Origin of the sequence: Paenibacillus qinlingensis (genome assembly GCF_031455095.1) — a bacterium.
GTDB lineage: Bacteria > Bacillota > Bacilli > Paenibacillales > NBRC-103111 > Paenibacillus_E > Paenibacillus_E qinlingensis_A.
This window is the reverse complement of the sequence record NZ_JAVDSB010000034.1, coordinates 1-20965: the sequence shown is the minus strand read 5'-3', so window position 1 is coordinate 20965 and position 20965 is coordinate 1. Positions and strand designations below refer to the sequence as shown.

Here is a 20965-nt window from a genome sequence, read left to right as displayed (position 1 = left end):
ACGCGTTCCCATCTCGAACACGACCGTTAAGCCTTCCAGCGTCGATGGTACTTGAACCGCAGGGTTCTGGGAGAGTAGAACGTTGCCAAGCAGTTACCCTTTGGGGTATTTTTTTTGCCAGACCTCTGGCATTACGTAAGGCCCGTTGGTCAAGTGGTTAAGACACCTCCCTTTCACGGAGGTAACAGGGGTTCGAGTCCCCTACGGGTCACCATATATGAACGATTAGCTCAGCTGGGAGAGCACTACCTTGACAGGGTAGGGGTCGGCGGTTCGATCCCGTCATCGTTCACCATAATAAATTTGCATGGAGCTGTGGTGTAGTGGCCTAACATGCCTGCCTGTCACGCAGGAGACCGCGGGTTCGAATCCCGTCAGCTCCGCCATTTTTCTTCAAAAGAAGTACAATCCTTACCTGGCTTTGTAGCTCAGTCGGTAGAGCAGAGGACTGAAAATCCTCGTGTCGGCGGTTCGATTCCGTCCAAAGCCACCATTTTTCAACTAAATAAGCCGTTGTAGCTCAACTGGTAGAGCAACTGACTTGTAATCAGTAGGTTGGGGGTTCAAGTCCTCTCGACGGCACCATATGTATTATGGTAGAATAAGAAGTACTTATGTGGCGGTCGTGGCGAAGGGGTTAACGCACCGGTTTGTGGATCCGGCATTCGCGGGTTCAAGTCCCGTCGTCCGCCCATTATTTCTCAGTGAAGTCAGCCGTAAGGCTAGCAACTTCATCACTTGCCTGATTGACAACATGCGCGTATGGCGGAATTGGCAGACGCACTAGACTTAGGATCTAGCGGGTGACCGTGGGGGTTCAAGTCCCTCTACGCGCATTATATGCCGGCATGGCGGAATGGCAGACGCGCTCGACTCAAAATCGAGTGGGAAACCGTGGAGGTTCGAGTCCTCTTGCCGGTATCACAAGCTTAAAACAAGAAAAGCCTTACTTAGTAAGGCTTTTTTTGTTGTTCTAGCGATCAGTTTTTAAAGCCAGCTGTTGAATGACCTGATCGACCTTCGCGATATGCTGCGACATGCGGTCCGCGGCAAGCTGCTCATTCTGCATGGCAATTGCTTCTACGATGTCGCGATGCTCTTGCAGAAGCTGCTCAGCGGAAGCGCGTTCGGCAAAGAACCAAAGACGGCGTGAGGCCCTCATGCTTTGTTGCAGCCGCTCCGTCAACGATTCCATCATCCCAATAAAGAGGGCATTCTGCGATGCTTTGGCGATGGCCATATGAAAGCGAATATCCGCTTGTTCGCTTAATTCTTCATTTTCGAGTGAAGCCTCCATCTCAAGAAGGATCTCTCTGAGCACGGACAAATGATGATCCGTACGTCGACTTGCTGCTAACGTGGCACACCCAGCTTCAATAAATCTACGCACTTCCTGCACTTCCTGAAGCGATTCGCTGTGGTCAAACAGGCCATTATTCGTCTCTGTTGGTAACTGGGCAACTACATAAGTCCCTCCACCGTGTCGAATATCAACCCACCCCATGGCTTTAAGTCCGCTAAGAGCTTCCCGAATGGTAGACCGCCCAACTTGAAAGCTTGCTGCAAGATCTACAACCGTGGGTAGCTTGGAACCAGGCGCATAAGTGCCACCTTCAATTTGGGCTTTAATATGCTGAAGCACGATTTCCGAACCCTTTTGAGGACGGATTTGCTGAAAAACCATCGGTATCCCCCTGAAATTCTTAGATAAAGTTCTATACATCTATTACATCATAAGCTAAAATAGAATAAAAGTCATCTGATCACATGATCACTTATAACCGTTTAAAAAATGATGAATTGAGCTAAAGAAAGTTAACGTGTTTAAGGGAGGATTCTAAATGTTGGGCAATTCAATTAGACAACAATTAATGGGTATCGTGGGGGAAGCCTTTTACAAAGATGATATGGAATCACTAGTAACCCATTCCTATGACGGGACGCCAATGCTCCAGTCATTGCCTGACGGCGTGATTTATCCAAAGGATACTGCGCAGGTTTCTGCGATTATGAAAGTGCTGAATGAGCAGCGGATTCCATTGGTCAGCAGAGGATCAGGTACGAATTTGTGCGGAGGTACGGTACCTGTGCAAGGCGGAATTGTCATGGTCATGCATCGCATGAATGCGATCTTAGATATCGATCTGCAGAATCTGACAGCCACCGTGCAACCGGGGATCATTACGAAGCAATTCATCGAGCATATTGAGGGATTGGGTTTATTTTATCCACCAGATCCGAGTTCGATGGCGATTTCCACCATTGGCGGCAATATCGCAGAGTGCTCAGGTGGTCTTCGTGGTTTGAAATATGGCACAACCAAAGACTATGTCATCGGGCTGGAATGCGTCCTTGCTTCAGGGGAAATCATGCGCACCGGCGGTAAGTTGATGAAGGATGTAGCTGGTTACGATTTGACGAAGCTGCTTGTCGGCTCCGAGGGCACGCTTGCGGTTATTACGGAAGCCACTTTGAAGCTCATTCCGCCACCGAAGGCGAAGAAAACGATGCTGGCGATGTACAAAGACTTAAACGCCGCAGCGCGCACCGTTTCCAAAATCATTGAAAATCGCATCATTCCAGCCACGCTGGAATTCATGGATAACCCAACGATACGTGTGGTAGATGATTTTGCTAAGTTGGGACTGCCGCTGGATATGGCTGCAATTTTGCTTATTGAACAAGATGGTGAGCCTGAAATGGTTGAACGGGATATCACTCTCATTTCAGAGATTTGCAGAGAAGAGCAAGCGGACGAAGTCAGTATTGCGAGCACACAAGAGGAAGCGCTAAAGCTATTAACAGCAAGACGCAGTGCGTTTACCGCTCTTGCTCGCTTACGTCCAACGACAATATTAGAGGATGCTACAGTACCTCGCTCCAAGATCGCGGAAATGGTATTGGAGATCAACCGGATTGCTACGAAGCATAATGTTCAAATATGTACCTTCGGACATGCGGGTGACGGTAACCTGCACCCAACTGCCACGACAGACGCAAGAGATCATGACGAGGTTCATCGTGTGGAAGCGGCATTTGAAGAGATTTTCGAGGCTGCGATACAGTTAGGTGGTACGATTACTGGTGAACACGGGGTTGGATTAGTGAAAGCGCCATTCCTGGAATGGAAAGTAGGAAGCAGCGGGATTGCGATGATGAAGGGGATTAAGGATGCGTTCGATCCGAACCATATTTTGAATCCAGGCAAAATGTTTGCAAAAGAATCCAGACGCAGGGTGGTGATTGATCGTGTCTAGCAGCCAAGGAGCAACACTTCAGCAAACGTTAATGCAGAAACTGGACTATGACCAATTGACCAATTGCATGCGTTGTGGGTTCTGTCTACCAGCTTGTCCGACGTTTAAAGAAACCGGGATTGAAGCCGAATCACCACGAGGCCGTATCTCTCTGATGAAAGCAGCCGTAGACGGCGTAATGGAGCCAGGGATCCGTTTCGAAGATCAAATGAACCATTGTTTGGGCTGCCGTGCGTGTGAGCCTGCCTGCCCAGCAGATGTGAAATATGGTCAATTAATCGAACAGGCGCGCGATGCCATTGAAGTGCACACGACCCAGCATAGATGGTGGATACGTGGTGTGCGCAAAATCGTCTTCCAAGAGCTATTTCCATCCCAACGGAGGATGCAGCTGCTCGGGACAGGGCTTCATTTTTATAAAATGTCAGGTGTCCAAAAGCTAGTAAGAAAAACGGGTGTAGTCGGTCTTTTCTCTAAGCATATGGCTACTATGGAGAAAATACTGCCAGACGCTTCAGGCAAAGGTATTGTTGAGCGGCTTGGTACGTTTATCCCGGCAAAAGGTAAGAAGCTTGGTACAGTGGGGATGTTCCGCGGATGCTTGATGGATGTGTTATTCACTGAAACGAATATTAGTACAGTGAAACTTTTGACCGAAGCTGGCTTCGATGTTGTCATTCCTGAGTCACAGAACTGCTGCGGAGCTCTTCATGCACATAGTGGGGAAAGTGATCAAGCGAAGCAACTGGCCAAAAAGAATATCCGTGCTTTCCAAGAGGCAGGGGTCGATTACGTTGTCTCAAATGCTGGAGGCTGTGGAGCGATTCTTGTTGAGTACGATCATCTGCTTCATGACGAGGAAGAGTGGAAGGAAGATGCCATTTGGTTTGCGAAGCGCGTTAAGGACATTAGCTCGATTCTAGTGGAGAAAGGTCGCCCTCTTCGTTTTGCTGACCAGGCTAACCAAGCCCCGACGCGGGTTACGTACCAAGAATCTTGCCATCTACGCAACGTGATGAAGGGCAGTCAGCCAACTAAGCAATTGCTGCAAAGAATCAGTAACACCGCTTACGTTGAAATGAAGGATTCTGGTTCATGCTGTGGCTCAGCGGGCATTTATAACATGACGCAGCCTGTCATGGCGAATCAAATCCTGGAACACAAGATGGAAAATGTAAATGCGACGACAGCGTCCTATGTGGTTACAAGTAATCCAGGCTGCTTACTTCAAATGAAGCTGGGTATTGATAAGCATGGGCAAACAGGCAAGATGGAAGCTGTTCATATCGCAGACTTTTTATACGACCGATTGGTGAAGCAAGAGGCATAACTTCCTCTTTTAGAAAGAACGCAATGATTTTCGAGAAGCCGCAGGCGTCATGCCAAGTACTCTTTTGAACATCGCGTGAAAATGGGGTAAGCTTTCGAATCCGCACCATTCAGCAATTGTACTAACATTGGCATCACTTTCGTGAAGAAGCTGCTTTGCACGGATAATGCGTTTGGTCAAGAGATAGGTAGTTATATTCATACCGATCAATTGTTTAAAAACTCTGCTGAAATGAGCTGGCGTGACGGAAGCTTGCTTAGATAGCGTTTGGAGTCCGATGTCTTCACAGAAATGCTGATCAATATAAAGTAAGATCTCCCTCATCCATAAGGGGCCAACTAGCGCATCGGCAGTCAGAGATCGGGCATCAGCTTGGACATCACGTTGAATGAACAGCAGTAATTGAAGCAATTGCAGGAGAATGGCTTGGCGGTGACCTGGGCCAGCGTGTTGAAACTCTTGGTGTATGGACTCTAGGAGATGATCCACGTGCTGACTCTGTGATAACCGCGTTTCCAATTTGTAATTCCGCGATGTCGCGGCTTGCTCAAAGCTATGCAAATAGGAGAAATCATCGCCCAACTGAGGTTCTTGAATAATGTTAGGTGAGAAATAAATCGCAGTGGACGTCACCGGTGCTTCTTTGTCAGGGGTTGTTCGATGAATGGTGTTGCCAGGAATGAGGAACAAGTCACCTTGCTTCATATCGTAAAAGGTGTGATCAATAAAGAACGTACCGCTCCCGCGATACACATACACAATTTCATACCACTCGTGGAAATGATCAGGAAGCTCGCTTTGCGAGCTTTTTGTGTTTTTATAGGCAAAAGACAGAGAGAAGGCGTCCTTCATATCGAAGATTTTACGAATAGGATCCATGTGAGCAACTCCTTTTGTATCAAAGGTAGTTCAATGATATCAAAAAACCGTATAGTTATGCTAGATATCCATATTTCATATGGTAATGATAATGATACAATAGAAGAAAGCGATACCATTTTAGGTGAAAGAAGAGGAGAATTGCCATGCGTATCGATGCACATCAACACTATTGGAAGATCGATCGAGGGGACTATGGGTGGATATCGCCAGCGTTGCCTGTTTTGAATCGTGATTACTTACCGGATGATCTGCTGCCACATCTGCAACAATTCAGCATAGATAAGACCATTGTGGTTCAAGCAGCGCCTACCTTAGAAGAAACGGCGTTTTTACTTACCTTAAGTGAAAGATCAGATTCAATCGCCGGGGTGGTCGGTTGGCTTGATTTGGACGATCCCGACTATCTTCTTCATTATAAAAGAAACAGTCATCATCCTAAGTATGTTGGTTTTAGGGTTATGATTCAAGAATTTCCGGATGCCAGGGTTATCCTTCAGCCGCATTTTGTAGAGGCCTTGCGTTATTTTGCTCAGGAAGGAGTCCCTATCGATTTACTTGTCGTGGCTCATCAATTAGAGCCTGTCATTGAACTGCTAGATCTCGTGCCTGGTTTACATGCGGTGATTGATCATATTGCCAAGCCAGGGATTGCCAGTGGTAGCATGGAACCATGGAAAAGCCAAATGTCGGCGATTGCGAAGCATCCCAACATCTATTGCAAGGTTTCAGGCATGGTGACCGAAGCTAGCCATACAGATTGGAAGGCAGAAGATTTTACTGCGTATATTCAGCACATCTTGGACATTTTCGGAACGGAACGTGTGATGTTCGGAAGTGACTGGCCCGTTTGTCTCCTCGCGGCAGACTATGAAGACGTTGTTGGCGTGGTGACGCAATCCTTGCCAGATAGCTGGTCAGAAGAAGATAAGGCACGATTATTTGGGCTGAACGCAAAGGCGTTCTACCAAATTTGAAATATCGCACATGCGGGAGGTTGACAACAATAAAAGCGATTATCTGTGAACAAATTGGGCAGTTGAAGTATGTCGAGGTAGATGAACCAGTCATTGGTCGTGGTGAAACACTTGTTCGCATGAAGCGAATAGGCATATGCGGGACAGATTTGCATGCGTATAGAGGAAATCAGCCCTTTTTCAGCTATCCGCGTATTCTGGGCCATGAATTGGCCGGATATGTGGAGGAGATCGGTGAGGATGTTACGGAAGTAGCCGTTGGTGATCTCGTTAGTGTCATTCCTTACCTGCATTGTGGGCGATGTGTAGCCTGTCGAAACGGCAAGACAAACTGCTGTACAGACATGAAAGTACTCGGGGTTCATATCGATGGCGGGATGGTAGAGCGTGTATCACTCCCTGTAAGTCATTTGATAAAAGCAGACGGTCTCACGCTTGATCAAGCGGCGATGCTAGAGCCACTTAGTATCGGTGCTCATGCCGTGCGAAGATCAGAGCTTCGTGCGGGGGAAACCGCGCTTGTAATCGGAGCAGGTCCCATCGGTCTTGGGGTTATGGTATTGGCGAAGCAACTTGGCGCTAACGTGATTGCCATGGATATTAATGAGGAGCGACTAGCGTTTTGCCGGGAATGGGCAGGCGTTCATCATACGGTGAATGCGCTAGAGCTTCCGAAGGAGAAGCTAGCTGAGATCACGAATGGTGAATTTCCAACCGTCGTCTTCGACGCAACAGGGAATGCTAGATCCATGACGGATGCATTCGGTCTGGTCGCTCATGGGGGTAAGCTTGTGTACGTCGGACTAGTGAAGGCCGATATTGCCTTTCATGATCCCGATTTTCATAAGAAGGAACTCACGTTAATGGGCAGCCGGAATGCGACCATGGTGGATTTTCATACGGTACGCAGCGCTTTGCTGTCAGGCAGTATCGACATCGAGCGTTATATCACGCATAGGTCCTCCTTCGCGGGCATGGTAGATCAATTTGAGACGTGGCTCAAACCGGAATCGAAGGTCATTAAGGCAATGGTCTGTATGTAAACATATTGCTACAGCACCTTATAAGGTGATAGAATCGATAAGATGAGAGATGACTCGCCCGTAGGGGCGGGTCTTTTTAAAAGGAGCGAATGACGATGATTATTAGCGATGTGAAGCATTTTGAGCAAGAGCGGCATTTATGGCCTGCAGCCATAACGCGAGGTATTGACTACATTTTAAATCGGAAATTAGGAGAGCTAGAGGTAGGTCGATACGATTTGGAAGGCGATAATGGCCATCTAATGTATGCCAACGTGCAAGAAGTTGTGACACGTCCTAAGGAAGAGCAGTCACCGGAGTCTCATCTTGTTTATACGGATATTCAGTTTTTGGTGAGCGGAGAGGAACGTCTCTGTTTCTATAAGCTGCATGAGGGAGCTCAAATCACAGATAGCAAATTTGAGACACATGATTTCACTCTCTACGCATCGAATTCTAATGAGAATGAAACGGATGTTTTGCTCAAACCAGGTATGTTTGCGGTGTGCTTCCCGTCCGATATTCATCGGCCCAATTGCCTCATTACGGAACCAACGACGAATAAGAAAATTGTGGTTAAAGTACATAAAGATCTGCTGCATTTATAACAAAAAAGTCTGCTCAGCCAACTTCTTGGCTAGCAGACTTTTTGTTTAGGCCTTGCTTGTCATCATTTTAGCTTGTCTCCACTTCCCAAAGCGGTAATAAAGCAAGTTCAAGGTAGCGGCGACACTGAAGCTAACCGGAAAGCTCCACCAAATCACATCGAAACCATACTTGTGAGAAAGCACTGTGGCAAGCGGGATGCGAACGAGCAGCAAGGCAATGAAGGCAACGATGAGAGGGAATACCACGGATCCCGCTGAACGGACTACGCCAGCAACGACATTGAACACGCCGAAAATAATGAATGACCATAGTGTAATATTGTTAATATGAACGCCAATATCAATCGCTTTCCCTTCTGGCGGCAGGAAGAACGAGACGACTTCACGATTGAACAGGTGTAGCACTGCTACAATCAATCCTGTCATCAAGATATTAACCCCGACACCTGTCCAAGTGATGCGGTTGACGCGATCCCACTTCCCAGCGCCAATGTTTTGCGCGGCCATTGAGGTCACAGCTCCACCGATGGCCATAGCGGGCATTTGGACATAGCTCGATATTTGCATCGCCACACCAAAAGCAGCTGTGGATTCGGAACCATAAGCATTCACGAGGTGTACGAGCATCAGGTTGCTTAAGGAAACCACAACCATATTTAAGCCCATTGGCAGCCCTTTTTGGATCAATGTCCGAATAATCGTCCAATTGATTCGAAGCAAGGGGATGTCCTCTTTGGTGATACGAAGAAAGTACTTCTTCTTATACAAGTAAGCAATGAGAAGCACGAAGCTGATCAATTGTGCGATAAAGGTGGCTACGGCAGAACCAGCAATACCCATTTTCGGGAATGGCCCCATTCCTTGAATGAGCAAAGGGTTAAGTGCGACGTCGAGGACGGCGGATAAAAGCAAGAAATAAAACGGCGTTTTGGCATCTCCTGAGCCGCGTAAAATGGCCATTATCAAATTATAGCCAAACATAAAAGGAACACCTGCGAACATAATTCGCGTATACGTCACGGCAAACTCCTTGACGTCATGCGGAGTGTTCATCCAATCTAGGATTGTGGAAGAGAATATCCATCCCAATAAAGCGACGATGATGGATAACACGAGAAAAAAGACGGTACTAGTTCCGACTACTTTTTTGGCCTCTTGCACATTCTTAGCACCGAGATTTTGGCCGATTAGTATGACAGCAGCCATAGCGATGCCAAAAATGGAGCTGATCAAGAAGAACATGATAATGTTCGCATTGGATGTAGCGGCAAGGGCAACTTCACCTAAATATTTACCGATCCAAATCGTGTTGATGGACCCGTTTAGGGATTGTAGAACATTTCCTAATAGGATCGGCAATGAAAACAAAATCAATGTCTTCGTAATGGGGCCCTCGGTCAATGAGGGACGAGCTTTTTGAGATGGTGCTTGCTCTGGCATGATGTCCTCCACAATTCATTTGTTGGGTGGCATAGTTTTCTCACTACTATAACAGTTTCATGCCTCTTATTGAAATTTTATGTAGGAAGGGATCTAACGTCGGTTCCAACGATCAAATAAGAAGGGGCCAAAAGGTATGAACGCGGCAATGAAGGCTGCAAGTACCCGCACAAAGGACCAACGATGCACAAGTGTGACCCATGCAATGGATAGCAGATAAAGTGAAAATAAGAATCCATGAGCAACCCCTACGATAAATACAGCTTGTGGCAGATCGAATGCGTATTTGAGTGGCATGGCAATGCCTAGTAGAAGGAGAAAAGAAGACCCTTCCCCCCAGCCGACATAGCGCATAAATGGCAAAGAATGTTGACGTTGTAACACAGTAAGCAACTCCTTTTATGTATGAAAGTATTTTTATCCTATGATAGAAATATGAATCCAGTATGAACAACAGGTGTCAATTGGACACAATCTAGTTTTTTTAGTACGATAGGCAATAGAATCAATTCATACATTCATAGACTCTTTGGAGCGTAATAGATAAGTAGGGGGAAAGCAGATGCTTCGTCTTGGCGAGAAAATTATCTTCATTGCTGACCGTTTAGAACAGAATCTGCCTATTGGCGGATATGGCTATTTAATTGCGTATGACCGAAATAATGATAACATTTTCGATTATGTCGTGCGTGCTCCTAAGGAAAACAAGCATTACTACGTGACTGCAAGCGATATTGAACTGGAAGAGGTGCTTCTTCAGCAAGAGGCGGAGCAAGTCGAGAGAGAAGCTTTAATAGATTACGCACTCGCTACGAACAATGAAGCCCTGTTTCGGAGAGTCATGAACGGCGAGTCCGGGATTGAACCAGAGAAAGAAAGGGACAAAGAAGTTCAGTCCCGCGAAGAATTTATCAAACAAATCGGGCTGAAGGCCTGGATTTAAAATAAAAGGCGGATCAGGTCGAAACCTGCTTCGCCTTTTTCTTGTTTCTGTAGAATGCTTTCCAATACTTGTAATAACACAAGTGAACCTAAAGAAAACGATAACAGAAAAAGGTAATTTTTTACTATACTATTTTTGTAAAGCGCTTACAAATCTATACATAAGAGGAGGTTTTCTTAAACTAAATAGTACTTTGCTCAGCAGTTTGTGCCTTACAGGAATCATTTGAAAAACGATTCAATACTAGGAGGCGTATCATATGAAATTGCAATTGAAAAACTGGAAGCCGATTCACTCCGTTGCCATCCTTTCTATGTTGGTAAGCTCTAGTTTCATTCTCACAGGAATAACGTCTGTGCAGGCTGCCCCGATTTCGATTACGAATCCAAGCTTTGAGAGCGATGCAACAGGCTGGACAAAGGTCGGTTCCGCTGCGATTTCAACTAGTGATTCACATACAGGAGGAAAGTCAGCCAAATCTACTGCGCTAGGCGGAGGATATAGTCAAACGATCACCGGCTTAACTGCGAATACCACGTACACATTGAAGGCGTGGGTACTCGGCAAAGGCATTATCGGAGCCAATAATTATGGCGCAGCAGAAGTATCCGCAGGGGGCAATGCCACCACTTGGACGCAGTTTACGATTACTTTCACGACTGGAGCTAGTAACACTTCTGCCGTAATCTTTACAAGAGCAACGACTTCCAGCGATGTCCGTTTTGATGACTTCACGCTGGATAGCGGAACAAGTTCAACGCCTAGCCCGACCCCTACAGCAAGTGCTTCCCCATCGCCTTCACCTACAGCTAGTCCTTCACCAACACCATCACCGACACCACCGGCCAATCCAACTCTCCCTTCAGACATCCTTTATTTAAAAAATTGGAAAATCACGCTGCCCATTCCTAAACAATCTGGCTCGACAAGTCCGCTTGAAGTGAAGCAACCCGCTTTGGATTCGTATTCGATCGATCCTTGGTTTAAGGTTGTTCATGATGCAGATGGCGATGCCGTACAATTCCGTGCCAACCACGGGGCTGTCACAACGTCAGGATCCAACAATCCGAGAAGCGAACTGCGTGAAATGAAAGACAACTACACAGATGGAACGACAGCGGATCAAGCGTCATGGGGGACCAATGATGGGAAGACACACACGATGTTTATTAAGCAGAAGGTCACTCATTTGACCACAGTCAAGCCACATACGGTAGTGGGTCAAATTCATGACGGTGATGATGATGTAACTGTATTTCGTGTAGAAGGCAATAACCCTGGCGGTGTTTCGACGACTGCAAAAATTTACATCACCGATGGGAATAACACTCACGGCTATTTACTCGATAGCAACTACACATTAGGGACGCTGTTCACCGTTAAAATCATTGTAGCCAATGGTGTCATTCACTATGAATATAATGGGCAAACCGTACCTTATACACAAACGAAAGACACGACGGGCTGTTTCTTCAAAATTGGCAATTACACGCAATCCAATGATTCTACAGCTCCTGGCGAAAGCCCGAGTGCTTACGCCGAGAATTGGGTATATGCGTACTCGGTTACACATCAATAAGTGGATTGGTATGAGAGAGGACTTAGCGTCATGGCTAAGTCCTTTTTGCATTGGTTCCTTATTCTGGATTGAGTTCGCAAAATACTTGGGATATAATGAAAAGAATGACTAAACGCTGAAACAAGGGGTGTAGAATACATGAGTATTACGAAGAAAGATGTCGATCATGTCGCTAAGCTGGCTAGACTCGATCTCAATGATACCGAAAAAGATCTATTTACAGATCAGCTTAATGCCATTTTAAAATATGCCGAGCAACTCAATCAATTAAACACAGAGGGTGTTGTGCCAACCAGTCATGCGATGCCGTTAGTCAACGTCATGCGTGAAGATGTTGTGAAGCCGTCTTTGCCAATTGAAAAAGTCATGCTGAACGCACCAGATCATGAAGATGGGCAGTTCAAGGTACCTGCTGTTTTAGAATAAGTTAGAGATGAAAGGGAGTGCCTGTCGTTGTCTTTGTTTGAATTAAACCTACAACAAATCCATGCGAAGCTGCAAAGCAAAGAAATTAAGGTAGCGGATCTCGTGGATCAATCGTATACAAGAATTGGACAAGTGGAGAGTAAAGTTCGTGCTTTCCTTACATTAGATGAAGAGAATGCTAGACAGACGGCTGCTAAGCTGGACGAGCAGCTGGTCAGCGGTGCGACTCGCGGCGATCTATTCGGCTTACCGATCGGTATCAAGGATAACATGGTGACCGAAGGTTTGAAGACGACCTGTGCCAGCAAATTCCTATCCAATCATATTCCGATTTATGATGCAACGGTCGTTAGCAAGCTGAAGGATGCGCAAGCGATCACCATCGGCAAGCTCAACATGGACGAGTTTGCCATGGGCGGCTCGAACGAGAACTCCGCGTTCCACCCAACGCACAATCCGTGGAACACGGATTATGTGCCGGGCGGCTCCAGCGGTGGCTCCGCAGCAGCAGTCGCGGCAGGCGAAGTGTACTTCGCGCTGGGCTCCGACACCGGTGGCTCGATTCGCCAACCGGCAGCTTACTGCGGTATCGTCGGACTGAAGCCGACGTACGGGCTTGTGTCCCGATATGGTTTGGTCGCATTCGCGTCCTCCCTTGACCAAATCGGGCCGTTAACGAAGAACGTAGAAGACGCTGCGTATGCGATGCAAGCTATCGCAGGCTACGACCCGAAAGACTCGACTTCGGCGAATGTGGAGATCCCGAACTACCTCAGCGCATTGACCGGTGATGTCAAAGGTCTGCGCATCGGTGTTCCTAAAGAGTACATGGGTAAGGGAATTGACCCTGCTGTTAAAGAGAAAATTCTCGAAGCACTCAAAGTACTTGAGGGTCTTGGCGCTGTATGGGAAGAAGTAACGCTTCCACATTCCGAGTATGCTGTAGCAACTTATTACTTATTGGCTTCCTCCGAGGCTTCCTCCAACTTGGCACGTTTTGACGGAATCCGTTATGGAATTCGTTCAGATAATGCACGCAATTTGTTGGATCTGTATAATCTATCCCGCAGTGAAGGTTTTGGTCCAGAGGTTAAACGTCGGATCATGCTTGGCACTTACGCACTAAGTTCAGGCTACTATGATGCCTATTACCTGAAAGCCCAACAAGTTCGCACACTGATCAAGCAAGACTTCGATCAAGTGTTTAACAACTATGACATTATCATCGGGCCAACGGCTCCAACGACAGCTTTCCGAATCGGAGAGCAAAGCAGCGACCCGTTAACCATGTATTTGAATGATATCATGACGATTCCAGTCAGCTTGGCAGGGATTCCTGCGATTAGCGTACCATGTGGATTCGTGAATGAACTTCCGGTTGGCTTGCAAATTATCGGCAAAGCATTGGATGAAGCTACCGTTTTGCGTGTAGCCCACGCTTTCGAACAGCATACAGACCACCACAAGCAGCGCCCGCAATTGTAAGTTAATAAGAAGGAGGCATTCACTTTGTCGGCAACAGATACCCAATTTGAAACTGTAGTCGGTCTTGAAGTTCACGTAGAGCTTCATACCGCTTCCAAAATATTTTGTAGTTGTGCAACCTCATTCGGAGCACCTCCGAATACGAATACATGCCCGGTATGTTTAGGGCACCCGGGCGTATTGCCAGTGCTTAACCGCCAAGCGGTTGAGTATGCGATGAAAGCGGCAATGGCGCTTAATTGCACAATTGCAACAGACAGTAAATTTGATCGTAAAAATTACTTTTATCCAGATTCACCAGATGCTTATCAAACTTCGCAATACGATAAACCGATTGGCGAGCATGGCTGGGTGGATATTGAAGTTGGCGGAGTTACCAAACGTATCGGCGTCACGCGTGTGCATTTGGAAGAAGATGCAGGGAAGCTAACACATGTTGATGGCGGCTACGCCTCACTTGTCGATCTTAACCGAGCAGGAACGCCTTTGATCGAAATCGTATCCGAACCGGATCTGCGTTCACCAGAAGAGGCTCGTGCTTACCTGGAGAAGATCAGAGCGATTATGATCTATTGCGATGTGTCCGATGTGAAAATGGAGGAAGGCTCGCTCCGTTGTGACGCGAACATTTCAATCCGTCCATTCGGTCAAGAGAAATTCGGTATTCGCGCCGAGCTTAAGAACATGAACTCCTTCCGTGGCGTTCAGCGTGGACTTGAGTATGAAGAGTATCGCCAAGCGGAGATTCTCAGAAGCGGGGAAGAAGTGATTCAAGAAACCCGCCGCTGGGATGAGACGCAAGGTAAGACGCTTGCGATGCGTGGCAAAGAAGATGCGCATGATTATCGTTATTTCCCAGACCCAGATCTGGTTAGCCTGCATATCGATGAGGCTTGGAAAGCTCGCGTACAAGCTTCTATTCCCGAATTGCCAGATGCACGTAAAGCGAGATACAGCGCTGAATATGGCTTACCAAGCTATGACGCAGCGGTTATCACAGCTTCTATGCAAATGGCAGATTTCTTCGAAGAAAGCTTGCAATATACCCAAGACGCTAAGGCTGTGTCCAACTGGATTATGGGTGACTTACTTGGTTATCTGAATGCGAACTCCCTTGAATTTACCGATGCCAAAGTTACAGGCAAAGGATTAGGCGAGATGATCGGGTTAATCGAGAAAGGCACGATTTCCAACAAAATTGCCAAAACCGTGTTCAAGGAAATGATCGAAACCGGCAAGGAGCCGCAGAAGATCGTTGAAGAGCAAGGTCTTGTTCAAATCAGTGACGAAGGAGCAATTAAAGCGGTTGTTGAGCAAGTCGTAGAGAACAGTCCGCAATCCGTTGCAGATTTCAAAGCTGGTAAGGAAAAAGCCGTAGGCTTCTTGGTCGGCCAAGTCATGAAAGAAACCAAAGGTAAAGCAAATCCAGGGCTCGTCAATAAATTAATTGTGGAGTGCTTGAACAGTAAATGATATGGTAGAAGTGGTGCTCCTCGTAGTTAGGGCGCCACTTTTTTTCAATTTAACCGTAGGAGTGATTCCACTGTCCATCCAACGTCTTCACTTGCAAACGAATGAAGAAATCTTGACCTTACTTGCACTTCAAATCGCGTCCTACAGGGTGGAGGCTGAACTCATCGGATTTGATGATATTCCTCCATTAAAAGATGGCATTCAGTCGATACGCGAAGTGAAGGAAACCTTCTATGGCTACTTTGTTGATGATCATGAAAAGCAGACACTTGCAGGCGCCATTTCATTTGAACGAGATGGTTGTATTGTGACGATTTGCAGAATGATGGTTCATCCTACTTTTTTTCGCAAGGGAATCGCTAGCTCCCTTTTACAGCATATACTGATAGAACAAGAGAGAGAGGGCGCAATGCGCTTTATCGTATCTACAGGGTCTGCGAATTTGCCCGCGATTCGGCTATATGAGGCGCATGATTTCATCGTTAGGCGTGTTTTCACTGTACCACCTGGTGTTAGTCTGACGACATTTGAGCGAGCTGCTACGGGCCTCTAGAGGCCTAAATCAGTATTTGAACAACTTCTCCTTGATGCAGAGTATTCGTATAAACAGAAAAGGGAGCGTTTACAAAATGGAGAATCCTTGGGTTATTGATCAATTGCATTTGACGATTAGATTGGTTTTAGCACTTTTACTTGGCGGATTAATTGGGTTTGAACGTGAAGTTAGTTCTCATGCGGCAGGACTGCGTACGCACATTTTGGTGTGTGTTGGCTCGGCTCTGGTCATGCTGCTTTCTATGTACGGATTTAGTGCTTTTGTGAATGAAGTCAATGTGCGTATCGATCCCTCCCGTTTAGCGGCACAGGTCATAAGTGGAATTGGTTTTCTTGGAGCGGGAACGATTATGTTTAATGGACGATCCATTACGGGCCTTACGACAGCTGCTTCGCTATGGGTAGTGGCCGGGATAGGTCTTGCCATTGGAGCGGGTTTTTATTATGCAGCTGTTTTAGTATGTTTTATGGTTTTAATCTCATTATGGATTCTAAACAAAGTAGAGCATAAGTACTTCAATGGGAAAAAGGTACGTATAATTAAAATACAAGCAATTGATCAACCGGGTACATTAGGGTTAATTACAACGATTCTAGGTAAGCGTAAGATTGATATTAAGCAGATCAAGCTTCAAGAGTCAGAAGATGGAAGTAGGCCAAACCACGTTCAAATTACGTTCCATGTGACAATTCCAAAGACATCAGTGATTACCCAAGTGCTTGAAGAAACCAATCAAATTGAGGGAGTCACCGGCGTGGCGATCGAAAATAGTAAAAATTGATGGGGCAGCCAGCTGTTCGTTTTGATTCTTGAAAAAATATATCAACATGGGGCTATGATTCGTATAACCATCATTGACAAAAGTCGAAGAACACACGTACAATAAAATGTAAGGTTTTAATGACTAATTCAGGTGGTGAGTACCATGGAAGCACATTTAGAACAGGCTTTAGCAAAGTTAAAAACAACAGGTGTTCGGATGACGCCCCAGCGGTATGCGATTCTTTCCTTTTTGTTGGACTCTATGACTCATCCGACAGCGGATGATATTTACAAATCTCTAGAATCGAAATTTCCTAACATGAGCGTAGCGACTGTTTACAATAATCTTAAAGTATTTATCGAATCGGGACTTGTTCGGGAGTTAACTTACGGGGACAGCTCAAGTCGTTTTGATGCCGATATGACCGATCATTATCATGCGGTTTGTGAGGTTTGCGGGAAAATTTCTGATTTTGAATACCCTCCACTGTCAGACATTGAGACTACAGCAGCGTTGCATACTGGTTTTCAAGTTGGCGGTTACCGACTGGAAGTCTATGGCGTATGTCCGGATTGTACGCTTACTACCAAGCATTAACTAAACGCAGAATTCCTCATTTTGTGCTTACCTGTTGTATAATGAAACGTGTTCAGCCCTTCTTTGCGAAGAGCGGACACGTTTTTTCTTTATTAATCCAAAACAATTGCCTATGAGGAAGTGAAGTGTTGAAATCATCCAAAAAAGTAATCCTGATCAGTGCATTATGTTTGGGAATGTTCACGGCTGGCGCTGGTGCATTTTTGGTACAACAGCTAGCACCTAATCGTTTACATGTTGAACCAGACTTTCATGATCTGACGAAACCGATATTTTATCAAGGCAATTATTTTAAATCGAGCGCAATTGGAGAAAAGGAAGGCCTCAAGCTTCCTCTAGATCTCGTTCAACAATGGATCGATCCAACCATTATATATGAGAAGAGCAGCGAGTCTGTCATTCTAACTACCAAAGATAAAGTGATGCGGATGAAGACGACAGAGCTATCGGCGATGATGAATGAGAAGCCATTCTCATTATCCTTTCCCGTAGAAAAGAAAGAAGATGCGATTTACTTACCAATCGAACCTTTGAAGCAGTTGTATCCATTCGAAATTCGCGAATCAGCGAAATCAGGAGCCATCTTGTTATTTAAACAAGGCGATGTCATCAAGTGGGGGAAGCACATAGGGAAGAAAGAAGCTCAATTACGGACGGAAGCTACAATAAAAGCGCCAATTGTCTCGACCATCGCTTTGAATGAACAGGTAATGCTGATCGGAAGCGAAGAAGATTGGTACAAAGTACAGTTAGAAAGTGGTCCGATTGGCTTTGTTCGTAAGAGTGAAATCACAGAAGATCATGTGGAAACAATCCCTATTCAAGAGAAGTCATCGTCTACTTATGTGCCATGGAAGCCAATTACCGGCAAACTTAATATGACTTGGGAACATGTTATTTCGAAGAATCCAGATACTTCAAAGATCGGTGAAATGCCTGGGCTGCAAGTTATTAGTCCAACTTGGTTTTCTGTAGCAGATAACGAGGGACGAGTCAGCAACTTAGCTGATGCTTCGTATGTAAAATGGGCCCACGATAACAACTATCAGGTCTGGGCGTTGTTTAGTAATGGTTTTGATGCAGATCGAACGACTAAGGTATTAGCAAGCTATGATCTACGCATGAAGATAATTAAGCAATTGCTTGGCTATGCCCAGACGTATAACCTGCAAGGGATTAATATCGATTTTGAAAATGTGTATCTCAAAGATAAAGAAAACCTAGTCCAATTTGTTCGTGAGATGACGCCATTCATGCATGAACAAGGGCTATCGGTGTCCATTGATGTCACACCCAAATCGACCAATGAGATGTGGTCCATGTTTTACGATAGACCTGCCTTGGCCCAAGTCGTCGATTACATGATGGTAATGGCCTATGACGAGTACTGGGCTACGAGTCCGAAGTCGGGGTCGGTTTCTTCCTTACCATGGGTAGAGAGGTCTATTACAGCCCTTTTGACAACGGATAAAATACCGCCGTCTAAGCTTGTCCTTGGCGTACCCTTCTATACACGACAATGGACTGAAGAGACGAAGAATGGCAAATTTACGACGACTTCCAAGACACTGACGATGGAAGCTGCACAAACGATTATCAAAGATAAGAAGCTTACACCAACCTATTTAGCCGATACTGGTCAGAATTATGTAGAATATAAAGACGGAAATAAACTAGTTCGCATTTGGATAGAAGATGAAGTTTCGATTAAAGCCAGATTAGCTTTAGTGGAAAAGTATGATCTAGCGGGTATAGCCACTTGGCGAAGAGGTTTTGAGCGACCTGCCATGTGGCAAGTCATGAAGGATGCGTTACCAAAGGCACCATAAAGTAAGAGCACTTATTTTATATCAAAAAAAAGCCGAATCCATTACTGGGTTCGGCTTTCTTACTTAGTGGGGCTTGTGCTCGTGCTCACGACTTGGCTCAAAGTGCGCTGATTGTGCAGCTGCCGTTTCGTTTTCACCAATCGGTTCATATTGTGGATCAATCGAAAGAATCGTTTTGCAGAACATGCAGCGATCCGTCTTGCCCAGCATTTTCGTTCGTCTGCCGCATTCTGGGCAATCTATAACGGTGGCTGATGTAGAAAGCATTCCTGCCCAGAAGTAAATGCCCATGCTCACCAACACACTAATCATACCGATAATCATGAAGATGACGGCAATTACGCGGCCAACTTGTCCCCAATCGAATACGACTCCCGCGAGTCCTATAATCATAAGCAGCATCCCACCCATGGTCATGACTAGTCCCCATAAGCGGAATTCATTTACTTTACTTGATCTAAATCGCACTTGTTGTTCCTCCCCAATCCTTCTACCTCATGTTTTGTATGAATTGTCACAGAAATCAGCAGGAAACCCGTTCCCCCTTGTAGAAATAAGAAAGAAACAAATGGAGACAGGAGCTTTGGACACCCATGGGAATTAATAAGGAGCAGTTATTGCTTAAGTTCCGGAATGACCCTAGAATCATTAGCGTCATGGCGGTAGACAATCCTAAGCAACTTCCCTCACTGACAGATGGTTTTGATACGTTACTTTTAATTGTAACGAACGACCTGAGACTGAACAATCATACGACTAATTATATAAGAGACGATTCCAGGATACAAGAAAGATGGACGGATCAAACTTCTATAGAGCAATGGATTCGGCATGGTGTTAATCGCAATATTCTTCACTGGTTGTTAAAAGGGGAGATACTTCTGGATCAGAACACTTATTTAGAAGGCCTGCGCCATCGAATACTGGAGTTTCCCGGGGACTTGCGTGAGCATAAACTGCTTATTGAATTTTCACATTTTCTGCGCAAATATTTGCAAAGTAAGGAATACGTTCTCGACGAACATATCCTAGATGCGTATAACAACATTCTAGAGGCGCTTCATCACTGGGCGAGGATTGTCATTGTAGAAGATGGTTATCATCCAGAAATTACGGTTTGGAGACAAATTCGAGCTATCAATCCAGGTGTCTATAAGCTATATGAAGAACTAACAATGAGTAAAGAGACGTTGAAGCAGCGGGTTCAGCTTGTCTTACTTGCTTGTGAGTTTTCGGTTATGTCCAAAATGGAACGGTGCTGCGAGGCGTTTATTCAAATCCTCAGGGATAGTGAGCAGCCGCTTAGCTCAAATGAGCTCCAACATCATGCGCAATTAGTTGAAATAAAGTCAGAGCTTCCTTTGTTACTCAATAAACTGGTCAAAAAAGGTTTAATTAAAGAAGTAGCTGTCATCATTGACGAGCAGACTTCCGAAATTGAGCTGAGGTATACAAGTGTATAAGGCACAAATCCTTTTAGAATCAGGTGTTTTCCTGGTTCTTTTTTTATTCCTATTTAAATGCTTGACTTTGATTGTGATTCTATGATAAATTAACTCTCGCCGCTAAAAACGGTAACGCATTAAAGCCAACAAGTAATATCATGTCAAGCGAAGTTGTGAAAAAAGAAAAATAAAAAAAGCTTGCATTGAGTGGTTCGAATGTGATATATTATAAAAGTCGCCGCTGAAACGGATGACGAAAAAAACGAAAGAAATTGATCTTTGAAAACTGAACAACGAGTGAGTAAGCACAGTCGAGTAATCGACTATAAAAGAGATTGCAAAATCTCGCTAGCTTC

At 45.5% G+C, this 20965-nt stretch carries 20 protein-coding genes, 8 tRNA genes and 1 rRNA gene; 24 read left to right on the top strand and 5 right to left on the bottom strand.

Annotated elements, in window-relative coordinates:
* The 9 genes from rrf to J2736_RS33860 all read left to right on the top strand — a co-directional run.
* Window positions 1-91: ribosomal RNA gene (rrf, locus tag J2736_RS33900) — 5S ribosomal RNA — on the top strand; the annotation flags it as partial.
* Window positions 92-139: 48 nt separating this feature from the next.
* Window positions 140-214 (top strand) — tRNA-Glu (locus J2736_RS33895).
* Between the two features lie 5 nt (window positions 215-219).
* Window positions 220-295 (top strand) — tRNA-Val (locus J2736_RS33890).
* 14 nt (window positions 296-309) lie between these two features.
* Window positions 310-386: transfer RNA gene (locus J2736_RS33885), tRNA-Asp, on the top strand.
* Between the two features lie 31 nt (window positions 387-417).
* Window positions 418-493, top strand: a tRNA-Phe gene (locus tag J2736_RS33880).
* Window positions 494-509: 16 nt separating this feature from the next.
* Window positions 510-585, top strand: a tRNA-Thr gene (locus J2736_RS33875).
* Between the two features lie 34 nt (window positions 586-619).
* A tRNA-His gene (locus J2736_RS33870) sits at window positions 620-692 on the top strand.
* A gap of 64 nt (window positions 693-756) precedes the next feature.
* Window positions 757-836 (top strand) — tRNA-Leu (locus tag J2736_RS33865).
* A 6-nt stretch (window positions 837-842) separates the two neighbouring features.
* Window positions 843-921: transfer RNA gene (locus tag J2736_RS33860), tRNA-Leu, on the top strand.
* 52 nt (window positions 922-973) lie between these two features.
* Here the strand turns inward: J2736_RS33860 and J2736_RS33855 are convergent.
* Entirely contained in the window at window positions 974-1684 is a 711-nt protein-coding gene (locus J2736_RS33855) for a FadR/GntR family transcriptional regulator (protein WP_310502926.1), read from the bottom strand.
* Window positions 1685-1841: 157 nt separating this feature from the next.
* On the opposite strand from J2736_RS33855, the gene J2736_RS33850 reads away from it, so the two are divergent.
* Together J2736_RS33850 and J2736_RS33845 are read left to right on the top strand one after the other, a co-directional pair.
* Window positions 1842-3257, top strand: a complete 1416-nt coding sequence (locus J2736_RS33850) for an FAD-linked oxidase C-terminal domain-containing protein (protein ID WP_310502925.1) — start codon at window positions 1842-1844, stop codon at window positions 3255-3257.
* A 31-nt stretch (window positions 3258-3288) separates the two neighbouring features.
* Window positions 3289-4587: a (Fe-S)-binding protein gene (locus J2736_RS33845; protein WP_310502929.1), complete on the top strand. Its 1299-nt coding sequence runs from the start codon at window positions 3289-3291 to the stop codon at window positions 4585-4587.
* A 9-nt stretch (window positions 4588-4596) separates the two neighbouring features.
* On the opposite strand, the gene J2736_RS33840 is transcribed toward J2736_RS33845, so the two are convergent.
* Entirely contained in the window at window positions 4597-5466 is an 870-nt protein-coding gene (locus J2736_RS33840) for an AraC family transcriptional regulator (protein WP_310502924.1), read from the bottom strand.
* Between the two features lie 146 nt (window positions 5467-5612).
* Between J2736_RS33840 and J2736_RS33835 the strand changes: the two genes are divergently transcribed.
* The 3 genes from J2736_RS33835 to J2736_RS33825 all read left to right on the top strand — a co-directional run bounded on the left by J2736_RS33835 (window position 5613) and on the right by J2736_RS33825 (window position 8073).
* Window positions 5613-6443: an amidohydrolase family protein gene (locus tag J2736_RS33835; RefSeq protein WP_310502923.1), complete on the top strand. Its 831-nt coding sequence runs from the start codon at window positions 5613-5615 to the stop codon at window positions 6441-6443.
* A gap of 29 nt (window positions 6444-6472) precedes the next feature.
* Entirely contained in the window at window positions 6473-7486 is a 1014-nt protein-coding gene (locus J2736_RS33830; RefSeq protein ID WP_310502928.1) for a zinc-binding alcohol dehydrogenase family protein, read from the top strand.
* A gap of 95 nt (window positions 7487-7581) precedes the next feature.
* Window positions 7582-8073: a NanQ anomerase/TabA/YiaL family protein gene (locus J2736_RS33825; protein WP_310502922.1), complete on the top strand. Its 492-nt coding sequence runs from the start codon at window positions 7582-7584 to the stop codon at window positions 8071-8073.
* Window positions 8074-8118: 45 nt separating this feature from the next.
* Here the strand turns inward: J2736_RS33825 and J2736_RS33820 are convergent, their stop codons facing one another.
* Both J2736_RS33820 and J2736_RS33815 read right to left on the bottom strand, forming a co-directional pair.
* On the bottom strand, window positions 8119-9513 hold the full coding sequence (locus J2736_RS33820) for an MATE family efflux transporter (RefSeq protein WP_310502921.1): 1395 nt from the start codon (window positions 9511-9513) through the stop codon (window positions 8119-8121).
* 93 nt (window positions 9514-9606) lie between these two features.
* The gene (locus tag J2736_RS33815) at window positions 9607-9867 is read right to left on the bottom strand and encodes a DUF3817 domain-containing protein (protein WP_310502927.1); all 261 of its coding nucleotides are present in this window, start codon (window positions 9865-9867) and stop codon (window positions 9607-9609) included.
* Window positions 9868-10075: 208 nt separating this feature from the next.
* Here J2736_RS33815 and J2736_RS33810 point away from each other — a divergent pair, with 208 nt between their 5' ends.
* From J2736_RS33810 to J2736_RS33770, 9 genes are all read left to right on the top strand, one after another.
* On the top strand, window positions 10076-10456 hold the full coding sequence (locus tag J2736_RS33810) for an ATPase (protein ID WP_310502920.1): 381 nt from the start codon (window positions 10076-10078) through the stop codon (window positions 10454-10456).
* A 259-nt stretch (window positions 10457-10715) separates the two neighbouring features.
* Window positions 10716-12035 (top strand): polysaccharide lyase family 7 protein, encoded by a 1320-nt coding sequence (locus J2736_RS33805; RefSeq protein ID WP_310502919.1) that lies wholly within the window; start codon window positions 10716-10718, stop codon window positions 12033-12035.
* Between the two features lie 138 nt (window positions 12036-12173).
* Complete coding sequence (gene gatC / locus J2736_RS33800; RefSeq protein WP_310502918.1) at window positions 12174-12461, top strand: Asp-tRNA(Asn)/Glu-tRNA(Gln) amidotransferase subunit GatC; 288 nt, start codon at window positions 12174-12176, stop codon at window positions 12459-12461.
* 27 nt (window positions 12462-12488) lie between these two features.
* A complete protein-coding gene (gene gatA / locus J2736_RS33795) occupies window positions 12489-13946 on the top strand; it encodes an Asp-tRNA(Asn)/Glu-tRNA(Gln) amidotransferase subunit GatA (RefSeq protein WP_310502917.1) in 1458 nt (485 codons plus the stop codon).
* Window positions 13947-13970: 24 nt separating this feature from the next.
* The gene (gatB, locus tag J2736_RS33790) at window positions 13971-15419 is read left to right on the top strand and encodes an Asp-tRNA(Asn)/Glu-tRNA(Gln) amidotransferase subunit GatB (protein WP_310502916.1); all 1449 of its coding nucleotides are present in this window, start codon (window positions 13971-13973) and stop codon (window positions 15417-15419) included.
* A 1-nt stretch (window position 15420) separates the two neighbouring features.
* The gene (locus J2736_RS33785; protein ID WP_310502915.1) at window positions 15421-15972 is read left to right on the top strand and encodes a GNAT family N-acetyltransferase; all 552 of its coding nucleotides are present in this window, start codon (window positions 15421-15423) and stop codon (window positions 15970-15972) included.
* 76 nt (window positions 15973-16048) lie between these two features.
* Window positions 16049-16756, top strand: coding sequence for an MgtC/SapB family protein (locus tag J2736_RS33780; protein WP_310502914.1), 708 nt, complete (start codon window positions 16049-16051; stop codon window positions 16754-16756).
* A gap of 144 nt (window positions 16757-16900) precedes the next feature.
* Window positions 16901-17335: a peroxide-responsive transcriptional repressor PerR gene (perR, locus tag J2736_RS33775; protein WP_310502913.1), complete on the top strand. Its 435-nt coding sequence runs from the start codon at window positions 16901-16903 to the stop codon at window positions 17333-17335.
* A gap of 128 nt (window positions 17336-17463) precedes the next feature.
* Window positions 17464-19164 carry a glycosyl hydrolase family 18 protein gene (locus tag J2736_RS33770; protein WP_310502912.1) on the top strand — a complete coding sequence of 567 codons (1701 nt, stop codon included), beginning with the start codon at window positions 17464-17466 and terminating at the stop codon, window positions 19162-19164.
* Between the two features lie 63 nt (window positions 19165-19227).
* Here J2736_RS33770 and J2736_RS33765 read toward each other — a convergent pair whose 3' ends face one another.
* On the bottom strand, window positions 19228-19632 hold the full coding sequence (locus J2736_RS33765; protein WP_310502911.1) for a DUF2614 family zinc ribbon-containing protein: 405 nt from the start codon (window positions 19630-19632) through the stop codon (window positions 19228-19230).
* A 125-nt stretch (window positions 19633-19757) separates the two neighbouring features.
* Here J2736_RS33765 and J2736_RS33760 point away from each other — a divergent pair, with 125 nt between their 5' ends.
* Entirely contained in the window at window positions 19758-20627 is an 870-nt protein-coding gene (locus tag J2736_RS33760; RefSeq protein ID WP_310502910.1) for a nucleotidyltransferase-like protein, read from the top strand.
* The last annotated feature ends 338 nt before the right edge of the window (window positions 20628-20965 follow it).

Excerpts from the sequence above, each read along its gene's own strand:
- J2736_RS33810 (WP_310502920.1), top strand. The coding sequence starts at position 10,076 with ATGCTTCGTCTTGGCGAGAAAATTATCTTCATTGCTGACCGTTTAGAA.
- J2736_RS33835 (WP_310502923.1), top strand. The coding sequence starts at position 5,613 with ATGCGTATCGATGCACATCAACACTATTGGAAGATCGATCGAGGGGAC.
- J2736_RS33850 (WP_310502925.1), top strand. The coding sequence starts at position 1,842 with ATGTTGGGCAATTCAATTAGACAACAATTAATGGGTATCGTGGGGGAA.
- J2736_RS33825 (WP_310502922.1), top strand. The coding sequence starts at position 7,582 with ATGATTATTAGCGATGTGAAGCATTTTGAGCAAGAGCGGCATTTATGG.
- J2736_RS33845 (WP_310502929.1), top strand. The coding sequence starts at position 3,289 with ATGCAGAAACTGGACTATGACCAATTGACCAATTGCATGCGTTGTGGG.
- J2736_RS33760 (WP_310502910.1), top strand. The coding sequence starts at position 19,758 with ATGGGAATTAATAAGGAGCAGTTATTGCTTAAGTTCCGGAATGACCCT.
- J2736_RS33815 (WP_310502927.1), bottom strand. The coding sequence starts at position 9,867 with ATGCGCTATGTCGGCTGGGGGGAAGGGTCTTCTTTTCTCCTTCTACTA.
- J2736_RS33785 (WP_310502915.1), top strand. The coding sequence starts at position 15,421 with ATGGTAGAAGTGGTGCTCCTCGTAGTTAGGGCGCCACTTTTTTTCAAT.
- J2736_RS33820 (WP_310502921.1), bottom strand. The coding sequence starts at position 9,513 with ATGCCAGAGCAAGCACCATCTCAAAAAGCTCGTCCCTCATTGACCGAG.
- J2736_RS33840 (WP_310502924.1), bottom strand. The coding sequence starts at position 5,466 with ATGGATCCTATTCGTAAAATCTTCGATATGAAGGACGCCTTCTCTCTG.
- J2736_RS33805 (WP_310502919.1), top strand. The coding sequence starts at position 10,716 with ATGAAATTGCAATTGAAAAACTGGAAGCCGATTCACTCCGTTGCCATC.
- perR (WP_310502913.1), top strand. The coding sequence starts at position 16,901 with ATGGAAGCACATTTAGAACAGGCTTTAGCAAAGTTAAAAACAACAGGT.
- J2736_RS33780 (WP_310502914.1), top strand. The coding sequence starts at position 16,049 with ATGGAGAATCCTTGGGTTATTGATCAATTGCATTTGACGATTAGATTG.
- gatC (WP_310502918.1), top strand. The coding sequence starts at position 12,174 with ATGAGTATTACGAAGAAAGATGTCGATCATGTCGCTAAGCTGGCTAGA.
- J2736_RS33855 (WP_310502926.1), bottom strand. The coding sequence starts at position 1,684 with ATGGTTTTTCAGCAAATCCGTCCTCAAAAGGGTTCGGAAATCGTGCTT.